A 16,538-nucleotide genomic window follows, 5' to 3' on the forward strand; every position below is an offset into this window, starting at 1 on the left:
TTCCCCGGTACGAGCGTCCACCACTTGCCCGTACGGCGTGCCTGCCGTGCGGCGCGCTGCGATGGGGAGTTGACCACCGTGACGACCGCCGGCACTAACGGAGCGCCCGAGGACTCGGCGGACGACGACCCGTTCGCATACCTCTACCGCCCCGCAGACGGCGAGGCTGCGCCCAGCCAGCCCCGCAACACGTCCTACGCGCGCCCGATGGAGGTCGGCCGGGCCCAGTACGGGCAGCAGCCGGCCGCCCCGGCGCAGCCGTACCGCCCCTACCCCCAGCAGCAGCCGCCGGCGGCCGAGGTGCCCACGCAGCAGACCCGGTACGCCGAGCGCTCGCGCCCGCAGCCGGGCGAGGAGCGGCCGAGCGGCGGGCGTGGCAAGGCCGCGGTGATCGGTGCGGTCGCGGTGGTCGCGGCGATCGCGGTCGGCGCGGGCATCGCCCTCTCCGGCGGCGACGCGGGCAAGCCGGACACCTCGGCGAGCGCACACAGCAGCGCTCCCGCCACCCCCAGCGGCTCGGCCTCCGCCTCCGCCTCGGCGAGCCCGACGGCCTCCGCCGACCCGGTCGCCGACGCCTCCAAGCTCCAGGCGCAGAACGCCGCGCCCGGCAGCGGGGTCAAGGGCGCGATCTCGGCGGACGGCGGCTACCTGACCCTGCAGGCGGGCTCCACCGTGACCTGGACGGTGCAGGCGCCGACCGGGGGTGCGTACAAGTTCTGGCTGCACTTCAACAACAGCGGCGAGGACCTGAAGGCCGCGGTCGCCATCAACGGCAAGGACCGTGACGGCGGCGTCACCCTCAAGAACTACTCCAAGGGCAACACCGACCCCGCCCAGGCCTGGTACAGCACGAACATATGGCCGGAGCTGCAGGCCGGGAGCAACACCATCACGGTGTCCCTCCCGGCCGGGAGCAGCGGCAGTGTGCTGCTGGACCAGGTCGCGCTCACCTCGATGAGCGTGGAGAAGTACCCGGAGAAGTGACCACCCGGGCCAGGTGGGCGACCGCCTCGGCCATCGCGGCGCGGGCCGGGGCGAGGTACGTGCGCGGGTCGGTGACGCGCGCGTCCTCGGCCAGGCGCTGCCGGACCACCGGCGTGAAGGCGGCGTTGAGCGCCGTGCCGATGTTGACCTTCACCAGGCCGGCCTCGATGCCGGCCGAGAGCTCCTCGTCGGGCACGCCCGAACTGCCGTGCAGCACCAGCGGGACGGGCACGGCCTCGGCGAGGCGCCGGATCAGCCCGTGGTCCAGCGCGGCGGTCCGCGAGGTCATCGCGTGCGAGCTGCCGACCGCCACGGCCAGCGCGTCCACACCGGTGTCGGCCACGTAGGCGGCCGCCTCGTCCGGGTCGGTCCTGGCGCCGGGCGCGTGGGGGGAGAGCGGCGGTTCGCCGTCCTTGCCGCCGACCCGGCCCAGCTCGGCCTCCAGGTACAGGCCGTGCCGGTGCGCCCAGGCCGTGGCCTCGGCGGTGGCCTTGACGTTCATCGCGTGCGGGAGCGCGGAGGCGTCGTACATCGCGGAGGAGAAGCCGGCGGCGGGCGCGGCGCGCAGCAGGTCGATGTCCTCGACGTGGTCGAGGTGGAGCGAGACCGGCACCCGTGCGGCGGCGGCGACCTCGGTGCAGGCGCGGGCCAGCGGGAGCAGCCGGCCGCCGTGGAACGCGACGGCGTTCTGACTGATCTGCAGCACGACCGGGACGCCGACGAGTTCGGCACCGGTGGTGATCGCCTCGGCGTGCTCCAGGGTGATCACGTTGAAGGCGGGCAGGCCGCGCCGGGTCGCGTAGGCGGCGGCGAGCAGGTCGGCGGTACGGGCGATGGGCATGGGTGTCCCCCAGATAGAGGTGAGTAGCGGGACGCAGTTCCGCTACTCACCCCTCCCGGCGGGAGGATCAGGCCGCGTGGGCCTTGGTGAAGCGGTCCGCGCCGACGATCCACTCGCCGCGGCGCATCACCGCGACGAGGTCGTACGTGTCGGAGTCGAGGACGACGAGGTCGGCGTTCTTGCCTGCCTCCAGGGAGCCGATGGAGTCCGAGAGGCCGAGCAGCCGGGCCGGGACGGTGGACAGGGACTGCACGGCCTGGTTGAGCGTCAGGCCGTTGACGGTGACGGACCGTTGGAAGGAGACGTCGAGGGTGAGCGTGGAGCCGGCGATCGAGCCGCCCTCGACCAGGCGGGCCACGCCGTTCTCGACCCTGACCTGCAGCGGGCCGAGCGGGTAGAGCCCGTCGCCCATCCCGGCCGCGCCCATCGCGTCGGTGATCAGTGCGACGCGCTCGGCGCCCGCCGTGCCGTACGCCAGGTCCAGCACCGAGGGGTGCAGGTGGACGCCGTCGTTGATCAGCTCGACGGTGACCCGCTCGTCCTCCAGCAGGGCGACGATCGGGCCCGGGGCGCGGTGCTGGATGCCCGGCATCGCGTTGAAGAGGTGGGTCGCGACGGTCGCGCCGGCCTCGATGGCCTCCAGCGTCTTCACGTAGTCGGAGTCGGTGTGCCCGACGGCCGCGATGACGCCGAGGTCGGCGAGCATCCGGACGGACTCGAGGCCGCCCGGCAGCTCCGGTGCCAGGGTGACCATCCGCGCGTGGCCGCGGGCGGCGTCCACGAGCTTGCGGACCAGCGTCGGGTCCGGGTCGCGCAGCAGGTCGGGGCGGTGGGCGCCGCAGCGGTTGTGCGAGATGAACGGACCCTCGAAGTGAATGCCCGCCAGCACCCCGTCCTCGACCAGCTCGGAGAGCACCGCGGCCTGCCGGCAGACCTCGTCGATCTCGCCCGTGACGGTGCTCGCCATGGTCGTGGTGGTGCCGTGCTCCAGGTGCGTACGGGCGGCCCTGAGAGCCTCCTCCGCCACCCCGGACGCGTACGAGGCGCCGCCGCCGCCGTGCACGTGCAGGTCGACGAAGCCGGGGACGACCGTGAAGCCGGTGAGGTCGACGTCCCCGGGCTGCCGGTCGCCGCCGAGCCCCGCGATGGTCGTCCCCTCGACGGTCAGCCGGCCGTTCTCGACGACGCCGCCCGGCAGGACCAGTCGGGCGCCGACGAGTGCCGTACCCCGCGGCGGAGCCGCTGATCGATTCCGCGCGGTTGTCACGCGGTCACCTCCTTGGAGAGCAGATCCCAGGCGAGCAGGCCCGCGCCCAGGGAAGCGGCGGTGTCTTTGAGCATGGCCGGAACGACCTTCGGGGGCATCTGGAAGGTCAGCCGCTCGGTCACCGCCGCGCGCAGTGGCGTGAAGAGCGTGTCACCCGCTTCGGCCAGGCCGCCGCCGACGATCACCGTCGACGGGTCGAGCAGGCTCTGGGCCAGCACGATCCCGTCGGCGAGAGCATCCACGGCGTTCCGCCAGACCGTCAGCGCGCGCTCGTCCCCGGCGTCGACCGCGAGGGCGCAGGCCGCCGCGTCCGCCTCCGGGTCGCCGCTCGCCGCCGCCCAGGCCCGGGAGACGGCCGAGGCCGACGCCAGGGTCTCCAGGCAGCCGCGGGCGCCGCAGCCGCAGGCCGGGCCGCCGGGGCGGACCACCACGTGGCCGATCTCGCCGCCGTAGCCGTGGGCGCCCGCCTCGATCCGTCCGCCGATGCCGATGGCCCCGGCGATGCCGGTGCCCAGCGCGATGAACAGGAAGCGGTCGACGCCCCGGCCGGCACCGATCCGGCCCTCGGCCAGGCCGCCGGAGCGGACGTCGTGGCCGAGTGCGACCGGCAGTCCGCCCAGGCGTTCGCCGAGCAGCTTGCGCATCGGGAGGTCCCGCCAGCCGAGGTTGGCGGAGAACACCGCGATCCCGTTCCCCTCGTCGATCGTCCCCGGCACGGCGACGCCTGCGGCGAGGGGTGCGCAGCCGAATCGGCTGCGGCCCTCGTCCGCCAGGTCGGCGGCGAAGTCGAGGATGGCGGCGACCACGGCGTCCGTGCCGTGCTCCCGCCCGGTCGGGCGGCGTGCTTCGAACAGCACGGAGCCGTCCTGGGCGAGCAACGCGGCCTTCATGCCGGTGCCGCCTACATCGAGTGCGATGACGTACTTCACGGGGGACAGTTTCCCTTGACCATGTCGGAGAGGTCTAGTCCAGTTGCGCGATTGGTCTGGTCCAGCTGAGTGAGGTTTGTCGCCTTTGGAGGTGTGATACCCGGGTTTGTGAAGCCCTCGGCAACCTTCTTTCCCCTTTGCTCGGCGGCAACCGGAGGTCAGGCGAGGATGATCGACCTGGTCAGGCTGCGCGGCTGGTCAGGGTCGAGGCCGCGGGCCTCGGCGAGCGCGACGGCGAGCTTCTGCGCCCGGATCAGGTCGGCGAGCGGGTCGAGCCCGCCGCTGCCCGAACCGGCCACCAGCAGACCGCCGGCTCGCGCGATGTCGCCCGCCAGGCCGTCCGGCAGCTCGCCGAAGGCCCAGACCGCGCGGCCCGGTGCGGTGATGCTGATCGGCCCGTGCCGGTACTCCATCGCCGGGTACGCCTCCGTCCACGCGCCGGCCGCCTCGCGCATCTTCAGCCCGGCCTCCTGGGCCAGCCCGTACGTCCAGCCCCGGCCGAGGAAGGTGACCTGCTCCGCTGCCAGCAGCTCCTCCGGTACGGGCTGCGCGACGGCGAGCTCCGCGTCGGCGGCGGCCTCGGCGACGCTCTTGGTGCCGGGCGGCAGCGCGCCCTCGATCTGCAGGTGGGCGCGGAGCAGGGCGAGCGCGGTGGTGGCGAAGCGGGTCTGCACCACCGAGCGCTCGTCGGCGAAGTCCAGCATCAGCAGCTGTTCGGCGGCCGTCACGACGGGGGTGCCCGGGGTGGCGGTGATCGCGGTGCTCGGCACCTTCACCCGGTCGAGCAGGTCGAGGACCTCGGTCGTCGTACCCGAGCGGCTGATCGCCATCACCCGGTCGTAGCGGCGCCCGTACGGGAACTCGGACGCGGCCAGGGCGTCCGTCTCGCCGTGCCCGCCGGTCTCCCGCAGTGCGGCGTACGCCTGCGCCATGAACCACGAGGTGCCGCAGCCGACCACCGCGACCCGCTCGCCGCGCTGCGGCAGGGCGGGCGCCGCCTCGGCGGCGAGGGTGGCGGCGTGACGCCAGTTCGCGGGCTGGGTGGCGAGTTCCTCGCCGGTGAGGGAAGTCAGGGCCATGGGTGCGAGCTCCTCGGGGTGCTCCGGGTCCATTGCTGCGTGAAGCTGGTGTTGCGTGAAGCTGCTTGATTTATAGCTCTTTCGAGCATGATTGCGCAATGGAACGCGCGTGGCGGGGCTCCGACAACGCTCCGGTGAGCAGGAATGTGCAAAGCTGTGCACGCTTCGCGCGTCCGCGCGGCCGAACGGGAGCAACGGCTCAGGAGGGGCGGCACAGCGTGTCCAGGTATGAGCGGTGGAACGCACTGCTGGAACTGCTCGCCGAGCAAGGCAAGTTGGAGGTCGAGGAGGCCGCCGAGGCGCTGGACGTCTCCGCCGCCACCATCCGGCGCGACCTGGATCAGCTCGCCCGCCAGCAGATGGTCACCCGTACCCGCGGCGGTGCGGTGGCGCACAACGTCTCGTACGACCTGCCGCTGCGCTACAAGACCGCCCGCAACGCCGACGCCAAGCAGCGGATCGGCGCCGCCGTCGCCGGGCTGATCGCGCCGGGCGAGGTGGTCGGCCTCAACGGCGGCACCACCACCACCGAGGTGGCCCGCGCGCTGGCCGTCCGGCCGGACCTGGCCGAGCGGCCCGAGAACGGGCCCGGCCGGCTGCTGACCATCGTCACCAACGCCCTCAATATCGCCAACGAGCTGACGGTCCGCCCCCAGGTGAAGATCGTCCTCACCGGCGGGGTCGCCCGACCGCAGTCGTACGAGCTGATCGGGCCGCTGGCGGGTCTGGTGCTGAACGAACTCACCCTGGACGTCACGGTGTTGGGCGTGGATGCGCTGGACGCCGAACACGGCGCGACGGCGCATCACGAGGGCGAGGCGAGCGTGAACCGGCTGCTCGCCGAACGGGCCCGCAGGGTCGTGGTGGCCGCCGACTCCTCCAAGTTGGGGCATCGGGCCTTCGCCCGGATATGCGGGCTGGACCGGGTCGCCACCCTGGTCACCGACGAGGGTGTGAGCGAGGAACTGGCCGCCGCCTTCACGGAGGCGGGCGTGCAGGTGATCGCGGTCTGAACGGCCCGGAGGGGGCGGGGCGGTCTGTCCGGTATTGCCGGATTCCGGTTGCACCCGGTGCAACGAGGGCCCGCACTTCGGTAACTACCCGTCCAGAGGTCTGGACCACTGCCGCCGGGCGCTGAGAGGGTGGCCGCCGCCCACCCCTCCCCGAAGGCGGTAACCGCGTTGAACCTCCTTGCCCGGAAGTCCTGTTGGCCGATCGCCGTCGTCGGCACACTGCTCCTCGGCGGGTGCGGCGGCACCGGACTGACGGCCGACGGCACGGTCACCCTCAAGCTGGTCGCGGCCGACTACGGCGACAGTGAGGCCACCAGTTCCAGCCACTACTGGGACGAGCTGGCGCGGAGGTTCGAGGCCGCCAACCCGAAGATCAAGGTCTCCGTGCAGGTGGTCAGCTGGAACGACATCGACCAGCGGGTCGCTGCCATGATCAAGAACGGCTCCTCGCCCGACGTCGTGCAGACCGGCGGCTACGCGGACCAGGTCGCGGCCGGGCGGCTCTACCCGGCGAGCGACGTGCTGTCGATCGACACCCAGGTCAACATGATCGACGCCTTCTCCAAGGCGGGCCAGGTGCTCGGCAGCCAGTACGGCATCCCGTTCGTGGCCTCGTCCCGGGCCTTCTTCTACAACAAGGCGGTCTTCGCGAAGGCCGGCATCGGCCAGCCGCCGGCCACCTGGGAGGAGCTGAGGAAGGACGCCGCGCTGATCAGACAGAAGGTCCCCGGCGTCATCCCGTACGGGCTGCCGCTCGGGCCGGAGGAGGCCCAGGCCGAGTCGATGATGTGGACCATGAGCGGTGGTGGCGGCCTCGCCGACAACGCGGGGAACTACACCATCGACAGTGAGCAGAACCGGGCCACCTTCAGCTGGCTGCGGACCAACCTGGTGGACGCCCGGCTGACGTACCCCGACCCCGGCACGGTGGACCGCAAGACCGCCTTCGGCGACTTCGCCGCCGGCAAGGTCGCGATGCTCAACGGCCACCCCTCGCTGATCCAGAAGGCCCTCAACGCGAAGATCGACTACGGGACGGCGGCCATCCCGCGCAGGGACGCGCAGGCCAGGGCGGGCACGCTGGGCGTCGCCGACTGGATGATGGCCTTCAAGGCCAACGGCCACCGCGCCGAGATCAAGAAGTTCCTCTCCTTCGTCTACACGAAGGAGAACACGCTGAAGTTCGACGAGCTCTACAACCTGCTGCCGGTCACCCAGGACACCCGCGACGAGATGACCAGCGGCGGCAAGCACGAGGACCTCAAGCAGTTCCTCGCCGCGCTCCCCAGCGCCAGCTTCTACCCGCTCGGCGACCCGTCCTGGGACAAGGTCAGCGGCATGGTCAAGAAGGACGTCGGAGGCGCGGTCAGGGACGGCGGCGACGACGTCCTGGCCACCCTGCAGCACGCGGCGGCCGAAGCGGCCTCGAAGGCCCGGCGGTAGCAGGCAGCCTTCAGAAGTTGATCGCGTACGCCTTGCGCAGGGTCTCGTGCACCGTCCAGGTCGTCCGGTCGCCCTCGCGCAGGACCGCGAGGTCGCCCGGGCCCACCTCCAGGGTCGGGCCGTCGGCCACCTCGATGGTGGCCCGGCCGCTGATCACCACGAACAGCTCGTCCGCCTCGGTGTCCGTCACCACCCCCGGGGTGATCTGCCAGATGCCGCGCAGCTGCCGGCCGTCCTCCGACTCCCAGAGGACCTTGCCGGAGACCTCGGGGCTGCCCGAGACGACCTGGTCCGGTGCCAGCGGCTCCGGTGTGAGCTCGACGTCGGGGATGTGCAGAGCGAAGCTGTTGGTCATGGTCCGACGCTAGCCGCCGACGGCCGGACGCGGAGTCGCCAGAGTGTGTCGTACCCGCAGGGCAGAATGACACCTCGTAGGGCGAGCGGAGGTGGACAGGGTGCCTGAGCTGAGCGAACGTGAGCTGGCGGTGCTGGCGCTGGAGGCGCAGCAGTGGCGTACGGCGGGTGCGAAGGAGCAGGCCATCCGGGAGCGGCTCGACATCTCCAGCACCCGCTACTACCAGCTGCTGAACGGTCTCCTCGACCGGCAGGAGGCGCTGGCCCACGACCCCGTGCTGGTCAACCGGCTCCGCCGGGTGCGGGAGGCCAAGCGCGCGCAGCGGTAGCGGGAGGCCCGCCCTGGGTAGGGTCGGGGGCATGGGAATGCCTGAGCTTTCAGCACCGAGCACCCCGGCCGGCCGTGCGGGCCTGGCGGCCCTGCTGGCCGCGCCCGCCGAGGCGGTGATCGCCCTCGACTTCGACGGGACGCTCGCCCCGATCGTGCCCGACCCCGACCAGGCCCGCGCGCACCCCGGGGTGGCCGCCGCGCTGTCCGCCCTCGCGCCGCAGGTCGGCGCGGTGGTGGTGGTGACGGGCCGCTCGGCGGGGGTCGCCGTGGAGTACGGCGGCTTCCGGGGCGTACCGGGCCTGGAGCACCTGACCGTCCTCGGCCAGTACGGCGCCGAGCGCTGGGAGGCCCGTACGGGTGAGCTGTCCTCGCCCGAGCCGCCGCCCGGCGTCGCGGCTCTCCGGGCCGAGCTGCCCGCCGCCCTGGAGCGGGCCGGCGCGCACCCCGGCACCTGGGTCGAGGACAAGGGGCGTGCCCTCGCCGTCCACACCCGTCGTACCGCCGATCCGGAGGGCGCCCTGGACGCGCTCCGCGAGCCGCTCGCCCGGCTCGCCGCCGCCCACGGCCTGATGGTCGAACCGGGCCGCTACGTCCTGGAGTTGCGCCCGCCCGGGGTCGACAAGGGTGCGGCCCTGGCCGGCTTCCTGGCCGAGCGTCCGGCCGGTCCGGTCCTCTACGCCGGGGACGACCTCGGCGACCTCGCGGCGTACGCGGCCGTGGAGAAGCGCCGCGCGGACGGCCTGCCCGGCCTGCTGGTCTGCAGCGCCACGGCCGACGGCGAGGCCCCCGTCCGCGAACTCGCCGACCGGGCGGACCTGGTGGTGCCGGGCCCGGCCGGGGTGGTCGCGTTGCTGGAGGGCCTCGCCGCCCGGCTCAGCTCAGCGCGTTGAGCTGGTCGAGGAACCACTGCTGCGGCGGCAGCGCGGTCGCCGCGGCCGCCAGGCGCTTGGTGCGGTCGGCACGTTCGCCGGGGTGCATGGTGAGTGCCTCGTGCAGGGCCTCGGCGGTGGCGATGACGTCGTACGGGTTCACCGTGATGGCGTCGTCGGCGAGTTCGGCGTACGCGCCCGCCTCGCGGGAGAGCACCAGGGCGCACCCGCCGTCGGAGACCACCGGGACCTCCTTGGCGACCAGGTTCATCCCGTCCCTGATCGGGTTGACCAGGGCGACGTCGGCGAGCCGGTAGGCGGCCAGCGAGCGCGGGAAGTCGTCGTTGACGTGCAGGATCAGCGGCTGCCAACTCGCCGTCCCGAACTCGTCGTTGATCTCCTGGGCGATCCGCTGCACGGCCGCCGTGTACTCGCGGTACTCGGGCAGGTCGTGGCGGGACGGGTAGGCGAAGGCGATGTGGACCACCTGGTCCAGCCACTCGGGCCGCGAGCGCAGCAGGTGCCGGTAGGCGAGGAGCCCGCGGACGATGTTCTTGCTCAGCTCGGTGCGGTCGACCCGGACGATGGTCCGTCGATCGCCCACGGCTTCCCGTAGGGAGGCCAGCCGGGCGTCCACGTCCGGCTGGTGGGCGCGCTCGCGCAGGAAGTCGGCGTCCGCGCCGAGGCCGTGCACGCCGAGGCGGGTGGTCCGGCCCTCGTACGTGACGGTGAGTTCGGTGCGGTCGACGGTGGCGCCGAGGACGGCCTCGCAGCAGTCCGCGAAGGCGAGCGCCCAGCGACGGGTCAGGAAGGCGGCGCGGTCGGCGCCGAGGATGCCGGTGAGCACGGCGGCGGCGACGTCGTCGGGGAGCAGGCGGTAGTACTCGGGCGGTGCCCAGGGGGTGTGCGAGAAGTGCCCGATCCGCAGGTCGGGGCGCAGGGACCGGAGCTGCGCGGGGGCCAGGGAGAGATGGTAGTCCTGGATCAGTACCGAGGCGCCGGGTGCGGCCTCGGCGGCGAGCGCCTCGGCGAAGGCCGCGTTGTACGCGCCGTAGGACTCCCACTCGCGGCGGAAGCGGTCGTCGAAGAGCGGCGAGACGGGGGTGTCGTACAGCAGGTGGTGGACGAACCAGAGGGTGGAGTTGGCCACGCCGTTGTAGGCGCGGGTGAAGGTGGCGGGGTCGATGTCCAGCATGCGGACGGCCTGTCCGCCGACGTCGAAGCCGCCGAGGTCGAGCCGCCCGTCGGGGGACTGCCGGGCGGCCGTGCGGTCGGCGTCGCCGAGGGCAGCGCAGACCCAGACTGCGGACGGGTCGTCGATCGCCGAGAGCCCGGAGACCAGGCCTCCACCGCCTCTGCGCAGGGTCAGTGAGCCGTCGTCCTCGATGGTGAAGGACACCGGGCCGCGGTTGGAGGCCACCAGGATCGGGGCGCTGCCGGTCGGATTCGAACGTTCGGTCGCGAGATCGGCCATGCTTCCAACCTTGCCGGGTGCCCCGGGCGGCAAACCACTCGCCGCGCGGAGACGCTCGCGCTGAGGGATAACGGCAGGGGCGCGGGGAACTGCGCGAGGCGGAAGGTACGGCGCCGCAGTCTTCCGATTTCGCGCAGTTCCCCGCGCCCCTGGTGGTTCACCGCCTGCGTCGGTCTGCCACCTCTGAGGACGGGGCTCACCGCTTGCGCCGGTACTCCGGGACGGTCCGCATCGGTGGGCGTTCCAGGGCGCCGACCGGGTGGGTGTGGGCGGTGAAGTCGCGGGTTTCGGGGTCGCGGGTGAACTGGGTGAGCAGGGGGTGGACCAGGTCCGCGGAGGCCTTCAGGCGGTGGGTGCGGTCGAGGCGCTCCAGGGCCGTCCGGTAGATGGTCGCGGCCATCCTGCCGAGGGCCTGGCCGTCCTGGTGCCGGTGATGCCGGACGCCGACGTCCACCTGGGCCAGCGCGTCCAGGCCGACCGCGTCCAGGGCGTCCACCAGCAGCCCGAGCTCGACTCCGTAGCCGGTCGGGAAGTGCAGTTGCTCGAGCAGCGAGCGGCGGGCCGCGTACTCGCCGCCCAGCGGCTGGACGAAGCCGGCCAGCTGCGGCCAGTGCAGGTTGAGCAGCGGGCGCGCGACCAGCTCGGTGACCCGGCCGCCGCCCGCCGGGACCACCGCTCCGTCGGTCTCCAGCGGGCGGTCGTACATCGCCTTGACCAGCTGGATCTCCGGGTCGGTGAGCAGCGGGCCGACGATCCCCGAGACGAAGGCCGGGTCGAACTCCCGCAGGTCGGCGTCGATGAAGCAGACGATCTCGCCGGAGGTGACCAGCAGCGAGCGCCAGAGCACCTCGCCCTTGCCCGGCGCGGCGGGCAGCCGGGGGAGTATGTCGTCCCGGTGCACCACCCGGGCGCCGGCGTCGGCGGCCATCTGCGCCGTCCGGTCGACCGAGCCTGAGTCGACCACCACCAGCTCGTCCACCAGCGGCAGCCGCTCCATCAGCTCGCGGCGGATCACCCGGACGATCTCGCCGACCGTCGGCTCCTCGTCCAGTGCGGGCAGGACCACGCTGACCGTGCCGGCCGGGCCCGCCGCCTTCTTGGCGGCCAGCAGGGTGCGCGCCGGACGGTCGGCCGCGGTCCAGGAGCGGCGGCGCAGCCAGGACGCCACCTCCGGGAGCGGGGCCGGGGTCAGCTGGTCGGGCAAGACAACACTCCTAGAAAGATCTATCTCGCGTGGCGGACGGTCGGCTTCACGGCTGACGCCTTCGGTTACAGTCTTCGTACTGCGGTCGGACCTTTGCACATCGGGGTCTGTCCCAGAGAGTGACCACAACTTCATAGAGCTCATCCAGAGGGACTGAGGGAACGGCCCGTTGAAGTCCCGGCAACCTTCTCGCTCGGCTGTCACAGGCCCCGGCGGGACAGGTGCCAATTCCGTCCTGTGGCGCGACCGCGTCACGGGGAAGATGAGGAGAGAGGCCTCCGCCATCATGGCTACCGCTACCCCTGTTCCAGTTTCCGCCCCGACCGTCGACCTCGGCCCCGCTGCCGCGCTGTCCTGTCGTGAGTGCGGCACCCGCTTCCCGCTCGGTCCCAGCTTCGCGTGCCTGGAGTGCTTCGGCCCGCTGGAGATCGCGTACGACTTCGGCTCGGCCGAGGCCGAGGAGCTCCGGAAGCAGATCGAGTCCGGCCCCGCCAGCATCTGGCGCTACGCTCCGCTGCTGCCCGTCCCGGCCGACGTCGCCTCGAAGCCGAACCTGAACCCGGGGTGGACCCCGCTGGTCAAGGCCGACAACCTGGGCCGTGAGCTGGGCTTCACCGCGCAGCTGCACATCAAGGACGACTCGGGCAACCCGACCCACTCCTTCAAGGACCGGGTGGTCGCCTGCGCCATCGAGGCGGCGCGCGCCTTCAACTTCACGACCCTCTCCTGCTCCTCCACCGGCAACCTGGCCGGCGCCGTCGGTGCCGCGGCCGCCCGGGCCGGGTTCAAGTCCTGCGTGTTCATCCCGCACGACCTGGAGCAGGGCAAGGTCGTCATGGCCGGGATCTACGGCGGCGAGCTGGTCGGCATCGAGGGCAACTACGACGACGTGAACCGCTTCTGCTCGGAGCTGATCGGCGACCCGGCCGGCGAGGGCTGGGGCTTCGTCAACGTCAACCTGCGCCCGTACTACGGCGAGGGCTCGAAGACGCTGGCGTACGAGATCTGCGAGCAGCTCGGCTGGCGGCTGCCGGAGCAGATCGTCATCCCGATCGCCTCGGGCTCGCAGCTCACCAAGATCGACAAGGGTCTGCAGGAGCTGATCAAGCTCGGCCTGGTCGAGGACCGGCCGTACAAGATCTTCGGGGCCCAGGCGGAGGGCTGCTCCCCGGTCTCCGCCGCCTTCAAGGCCGGCCACGACGTGATCCGCCCGGTCAAGCCGGACACCATCGCCAAGTCGCTGGCGATCGGCAACCCGGCGGACGGCCCGTACGTGCTCGACATCGCCCGCCGCACCGGCGGCGCCGTCGAGGACGTCACCGACGCCGAGGTGGTGGCCGCGATCAAGCTGCTGGCCCGTACCGAGGGCATCTTCGCCGAGACCGCGGGCGGCGTGACCGTCGGCGTGCTCAAGAAGCTGGTCGAGACCGGCCAGCTGGACCCGGCGAAGGAGACCGTCGCGATCAACACCGGCGACGGCCTGAAGACCCTTGACGCGGTGGCCGATGCGGGCCTGACCGCCACCATCCGCCCGACGCTGGACTCCTTCCGCGCCGCCGGCCTCGCGTCCGCCTGACCTCCCCCCTCACCCTGCAAGGAGCCCGCATGAGCGCCAACGTCCGCATCCCGACCATCCTGCGCACCTACACCGGCGGTGCCGCTGAGGTGGCGGCGGAGGGTGCCACCCTGTCCGCCGTCATCCAGGACCTCGACGCCAACCACCCGGGCATCGCGGCCCGCATTCTGGACGACGCCGGCAAGCTCCGCCGATTCGTCAACGTGTACGTGAATGACGACGACGTGCGTTTCGCCGAGGGCCTGGAGACCGAGATCAAGGACGGCGCGGGCATCTCCATCATCCCGGCCGTGGCCGGCGGCTGCTGAGCCGGGAACGCCCTACCATACCCCTGAGCCGTCGTCAGGCCCGGAATGCCAATTCCGGCCTGGCGGCGGCTCTCGGTGTGCCGCGCGGATATTTCCGCACTTGAGAGGGAGTAGAGTGCGCAGGTGTCAGCGCTTCTCCCCCCGCCGACCGCGCTTCTCCGCCTGAGTCGTCTCCCGGCTGGTGCCCCACGCACCGTCAGCCGATCGCATACGCAAGGCTCGTCCGGCCGCTGAGACGGCCGTTGAACAGTACGAAGCAAAAGATGTCAGGCAGGCGTCATAAATCTGTCGGTGATATGTGGCATTCGTCCGCTATGCCCAGCGCGAATTGCCGCCATGTGCCGCTTTCATCCCGTGATATCCGATAACTGCGCGGGGGAATTCTCGAAAGTTGGGCCTGTTGCAGAGGGCGTCTGTCCGGATACATTCAGCCGCGGTCGACGCATTCACCCGCTGACCGGCCACCTTCCGGTGGACTCGGCGGAGGACTGCGGCGTGCACGGCTGTGCCCAGGGGGGGTCCCCGGGCCGGCCTACCAGACCTGGGCCCGCATCCTGCGGGTCCGTGAAGGGCCAGCACAGCACAAGGGGAGTTCGGAATGGCTCAGGGCACCGTCAAGTGGTTCAACGCGGAGAAGGGCTACGGCTTCATCGCGGTCGACGGTGGTGCGGACGTGTTCGTCCACTACAGCGCGATCCAGATGGACGGCTACCGCACCCTCGAGGAGGGCCAGCGGGTCGAGTTCGAGATCTCCCAGGGACAGAAGGGCCCGCAGGCGGACATGGTCCGCGCGGCGGTCTGACCTTCCGACCTGCGGAGCCTCGGCTCGGTCACGAGCTGGTGCTCAACTGCTTCAGCAGCGGGCCCGCACGACACCTGTCGTGCGGGCCCGTCGGCGTCCGTGCGTGTCGGTCGATTGGGCTTGCACTCGATACCCGAGAGTGCTAATCATTGGCGTTAGCACTCACAGCTTGAGAGTGACAACGGACCGGGTCGGTGAGGCCCCCGGGAGCGGTAGGGGACAGGACCCCCGCACACCAGGGCCGTCCGTCGCGGGCACCCTTCGGTCCGGTGCAGTCGACCGCGTCCCGGAGGACCACTTCACATGGCAAAGATCATCGCGTTTGACGAGGAAGCTCGCCGCGGCCTTGAGCGCGGGATGAACCAGCTTGCCGACGCCGTCAAGGTGACGCTTGGCCCCAAGGGCCGCAACGTCGTCCTTGAGAAGAAGTGGGGCGCCCCCACGATCACCAACGACGGTGTCTCCATCGCCAAGGAGATCGAGCTCGAGGACCCCTACGAGAAGATCGGCGCGGAGCTCGTCAAGGAGGTCGCCAAGAAGACCGACGACGTCGCGGGTGACGGCACCACCACCGCCACCGTGCTCGCCCAGGCTCTCGTCCGCGAGGGCCTGCGCAACGTCGCCGCCGGCGCCAACCCGATGGCCCTGAAGCGCGGCATCGAGAAGGCCGTCGCGGCCGTCTCCGACCAGCTGCTCGCTCAGGCCAAGGACGTGGAGACCAAGGAGCAGATCGCCTCCACCGCCTCCATCTCCGCCGCCGACACCCAGATCGGCGAGCTCATCGCCGAGGCGATGGACAAGGTCGGCAAGGAAGGCGTCATCACCGTCGAGGAGAGCAACACCTTCGGTCTGGAGCTCGAGCTCACCGAGGGCATGCGCTTCGACAAGGGCTACATCTCCGCCTACTTCGCCACCGACCTGGAGCGGATGGAGGCGTCCTTCGAGGACCCGTACATCCTGATTGCCAACTCCAAGATCGGTTCCGTCAAGGACCTGCTCCCGCTCCTCGAGAAGGTCATGCAGAGCGGCAAGCCGCTCGTCATCATCGCCGAGGACGTCGAGGGCGAGGCCCTGTCGACCCTGGTCGTCAACAAGATCCGTGGCACCTTCAAGTCCGTCGCCGTCAAGGCCCCGGGCTTCGGTGACCGTCGCAAGGCCATGCTCGGCGACATCGCCATCCTCACCGGTGGCACCGTCATCTCCGAGGAGGTCGGCCTCAAGCTCGAGAACGCCGGGCTGGAGCTGCTGGGCACCGCCCGCAAGGTCGTCATCACCAAGGACGAGACCACCATCGTCGACGGTGGCGGCGACAGCGAGCAGGTCGCGGGCCGCGTGAACCAGATCCGCGCCGAGATCGAGAACAGCGACTCGGACTACGACCGCGAGAAGCTCCAGGAGCGCCTCGCCAAGCTGGCCGGCGGCGTGGCCGTCATCAAGGCCGGCGCGGCGACCGAGGTCGAGCTCAAGGAGCGCAAGCACCGCATCGAGGACGCCGTTCGCAACGCGAAGGCGGCCGTCGAGGAGGGCATCGTCGCCGGTGGCGGCGTCGCCCTGCTGCAGGCCTCCGTGGCCTTCGACAAGCTCGAGCTGGACGGCGACGAGGCCACCGGCGCCAACATCGTCCGTGTGGCGCTCGAGGCCCCGATCAAGCAGATCGCGACCAACGCCGGCCTCGAGGGCGGCGTCGTGGTGGAGAAGGTTCGCAACCTCCCCGCCGGCCACGGCCTGAACGCCGCGACCAACGAGTACGTCGACCTCATCGCCGCGGGCATCATCGACCCGGCCAAGGTCACCCGCTCCGCGCTGCAGAACGCCGCCTCCATCGCGGCGCTCTTCCTCACCACCGAGGCCGTCATCGCCGACAAGCCGGAGAAGGCGGGCGCCCCCGCCGGCGGCGGCATGCCGGGCGGTGACATGGACTTCTGATCCCCTTCTGGGATCGGCGAGTTCTGATCGTCCACGAGGGCGGTCTCCCCACGCGGGAGGCCGCCCTCGAGGCGTTTTCACCCCTGCGTGGCCTCGGCATCGAGGATCTGGTGGGCTTTCTACGGACCGTGGGTGCTG

Annotated in this window: 16 protein-coding genes and 1 riboswitch; of the genes, 9 read left to right on the forward strand and 7 right to left on the reverse strand. The window is 71.6% G+C overall.

The window, feature by feature from the left end; genetic code table 11:
* The first annotated feature begins 69 nt into the window (after positions 1 to 69).
* Positions 70 to 984 (forward strand): carbohydrate-binding protein, encoded by a 915-nt coding sequence (locus FB465_RS20025; RefSeq protein WP_145792504.1) that lies wholly within the window; start codon positions 70 to 72, stop codon positions 982 to 984.
* Here the strand turns inward: FB465_RS20025 and FB465_RS20030 are convergent.
* From FB465_RS20030 to FB465_RS20045, 4 genes are all read right to left on the reverse strand, one after another.
* Complete coding sequence (locus FB465_RS20030) at positions 947 to 1,825, reverse strand: class II fructose-bisphosphate aldolase (RefSeq protein WP_145792505.1); 879 nt, start codon at positions 1,823 to 1,825, stop codon at positions 947 to 949. The genes FB465_RS20025 and FB465_RS20030 overlap by 38 nt on opposite strands.
* Positions 1,826 to 1,892: 67 nt before the next feature.
* On the reverse strand, positions 1,893 to 3,092 hold the full coding sequence (gene nagA / locus FB465_RS20035; protein WP_145792506.1) for an N-acetylglucosamine-6-phosphate deacetylase: 1,200 nt from the start codon (positions 3,090 to 3,092) through the stop codon (positions 1,893 to 1,895).
* A complete protein-coding gene (locus FB465_RS20040) occupies positions 3,089 to 4,021 on the reverse strand; it encodes an ROK family protein (RefSeq protein ID WP_145792507.1) in 933 nt (310 codons plus the stop codon). Before FB465_RS20040 ends, nagA begins: the two co-directional genes overlap by 4 nt.
* Positions 4,022 to 4,179: 158 nt before the next feature.
* Positions 4,180 to 5,100 (reverse strand): SIS domain-containing protein, encoded by a 921-nt coding sequence (locus tag FB465_RS20045; protein ID WP_145792508.1) that lies wholly within the window; start codon positions 5,098 to 5,100, stop codon positions 4,180 to 4,182.
* Between the two features lie 218 nt (positions 5,101 to 5,318).
* Between FB465_RS20045 and FB465_RS20050 the strand changes: the two genes are divergently transcribed.
* Both FB465_RS20050 and FB465_RS20055 read left to right on the forward strand, forming a co-directional pair.
* Positions 5,319 to 6,113, forward strand: coding sequence for a DeoR/GlpR family DNA-binding transcription regulator (locus FB465_RS20050; protein WP_145792509.1), 795 nt, complete (start codon positions 5,319 to 5,321; stop codon positions 6,111 to 6,113).
* 168 nt (positions 6,114 to 6,281) lie between these two features.
* Positions 6,282 to 7,556, forward strand: a complete 1,275-nt coding sequence (locus tag FB465_RS20055; protein ID WP_246192740.1) for an extracellular solute-binding protein — start codon at positions 6,282 to 6,284, stop codon at positions 7,554 to 7,556.
* 10 nt (positions 7,557 to 7,566) lie between these two features.
* Here FB465_RS20055 and FB465_RS20060 read toward each other — a convergent pair whose 3' ends face one another.
* The gene (locus FB465_RS20060; RefSeq protein ID WP_145792510.1) at positions 7,567 to 7,911 is read right to left on the reverse strand and encodes a cupin domain-containing protein; all 345 of its coding nucleotides are present in this window, start codon (positions 7,909 to 7,911) and stop codon (positions 7,567 to 7,569) included.
* 100 nt (positions 7,912 to 8,011) lie between these two features.
* Between FB465_RS20060 and FB465_RS20065 the strand changes: the two genes are divergently transcribed.
* A complete protein-coding gene (locus FB465_RS20065; protein WP_145792511.1) occupies positions 8,012 to 8,239 on the forward strand; it encodes a DUF3263 domain-containing protein in 228 nt (75 codons plus the stop codon).
* A 31-nt stretch (positions 8,240 to 8,270) separates the two neighbouring features.
* Positions 8,271 to 9,131: a trehalose-phosphatase gene (gene otsB / locus FB465_RS20070; RefSeq protein WP_145792512.1), complete on the forward strand. Its 861-nt coding sequence runs from the start codon at positions 8,271 to 8,273 to the stop codon at positions 9,129 to 9,131.
* On the opposite strand, the gene FB465_RS20075 is transcribed toward otsB, so the two are convergent.
* Positions 9,115 to 10,584, reverse strand: coding sequence for an alpha,alpha-trehalose-phosphate synthase (UDP-forming) (locus FB465_RS20075; protein WP_145792513.1), 1,470 nt, complete (start codon positions 10,582 to 10,584; stop codon positions 9,115 to 9,117). The genes otsB and FB465_RS20075 overlap by 17 nt on opposite strands.
* A gap of 196 nt (positions 10,585 to 10,780) precedes the next feature.
* Complete coding sequence (locus tag FB465_RS20080) at positions 10,781 to 11,788, reverse strand: glucosyl-3-phosphoglycerate synthase (protein ID WP_246192741.1); 1,008 nt, start codon at positions 11,786 to 11,788, stop codon at positions 10,781 to 10,783.
* 137 nt (positions 11,789 to 11,925) lie between these two features.
* A riboswitch (SAM riboswitch) is annotated at positions 11,926 to 12,057 on the forward strand.
* Between the two features lie 17 nt (positions 12,058 to 12,074).
* Here FB465_RS20080 and thrC point away from each other — a divergent pair.
* The 4 genes from thrC (at position 12,075) to groL (ending at position 16,400) form a co-directional block, all read left to right on the forward strand.
* Positions 12,075 to 13,364 (forward strand): threonine synthase, encoded by a 1,290-nt coding sequence (gene thrC / locus FB465_RS20085; RefSeq protein ID WP_145792515.1) that lies wholly within the window; start codon positions 12,075 to 12,077, stop codon positions 13,362 to 13,364.
* Between the two features lie 29 nt (positions 13,365 to 13,393).
* Positions 13,394 to 13,672, forward strand: a complete 279-nt coding sequence (locus FB465_RS20090; RefSeq protein ID WP_145792517.1) for a ubiquitin-like small modifier protein 1 — start codon at positions 13,394 to 13,396, stop codon at positions 13,670 to 13,672.
* A gap of 598 nt (positions 13,673 to 14,270) precedes the next feature.
* Positions 14,271 to 14,474 carry a cold-shock protein gene (locus FB465_RS20095; protein ID WP_030289665.1) on the forward strand — a complete coding sequence of 68 codons (204 nt, stop codon included), beginning with the start codon at positions 14,271 to 14,273 and terminating at the stop codon, positions 14,472 to 14,474.
* A 303-nt stretch (positions 14,475 to 14,777) separates the two neighbouring features.
* A complete protein-coding gene (groL, locus tag FB465_RS20100) occupies positions 14,778 to 16,400 on the forward strand; it encodes a chaperonin GroEL (protein WP_145792519.1) in 1,623 nt (540 codons plus the stop codon).
* Positions 16,401 to 16,538: the final 138 nt, after the last annotated feature.

It is taken from the genome of Kitasatospora atroaurantiaca, assembly GCF_007828955.1.
GTDB lineage: Bacteria > Actinomycetota > Actinomycetes > Streptomycetales > Streptomycetaceae > Kitasatospora > Kitasatospora atroaurantiaca.

Excerpts from the sequence above, each read along its gene's own strand:
- FB465_RS20030 (WP_145792505.1), bottom strand. The coding sequence starts at position 1,825 with ATGCCCATCGCCCGTACCGCCGACCTGCTCGCCGCCGCCTACGCGACC.
- FB465_RS20045 (WP_145792508.1), bottom strand. The coding sequence starts at position 5,100 with ATGGCCCTGACTTCCCTCACCGGCGAGGAACTCGCCACCCAGCCCGCG.
- FB465_RS20060 (WP_145792510.1), bottom strand. The coding sequence starts at position 7,911 with ATGACCAACAGCTTCGCTCTGCACATCCCCGACGTCGAGCTCACACCG.
- otsB (WP_145792512.1), top strand. The coding sequence starts at position 8,271 with ATGGGAATGCCTGAGCTTTCAGCACCGAGCACCCCGGCCGGCCGTGCG.
- FB465_RS20075 (WP_145792513.1), bottom strand. The coding sequence starts at position 10,584 with ATGGCCGATCTCGCGACCGAACGTTCGAATCCGACCGGCAGCGCCCCG.
- thrC (WP_145792515.1), top strand. The coding sequence starts at position 12,075 with ATGGCTACCGCTACCCCTGTTCCAGTTTCCGCCCCGACCGTCGACCTC.
- FB465_RS20090 (WP_145792517.1), top strand. The coding sequence starts at position 13,394 with ATGAGCGCCAACGTCCGCATCCCGACCATCCTGCGCACCTACACCGGC.
- FB465_RS20095 (WP_030289665.1), top strand. The coding sequence starts at position 14,271 with ATGGCTCAGGGCACCGTCAAGTGGTTCAACGCGGAGAAGGGCTACGGC.
- groL (WP_145792519.1), top strand. The coding sequence starts at position 14,778 with ATGGCAAAGATCATCGCGTTTGACGAGGAAGCTCGCCGCGGCCTTGAG.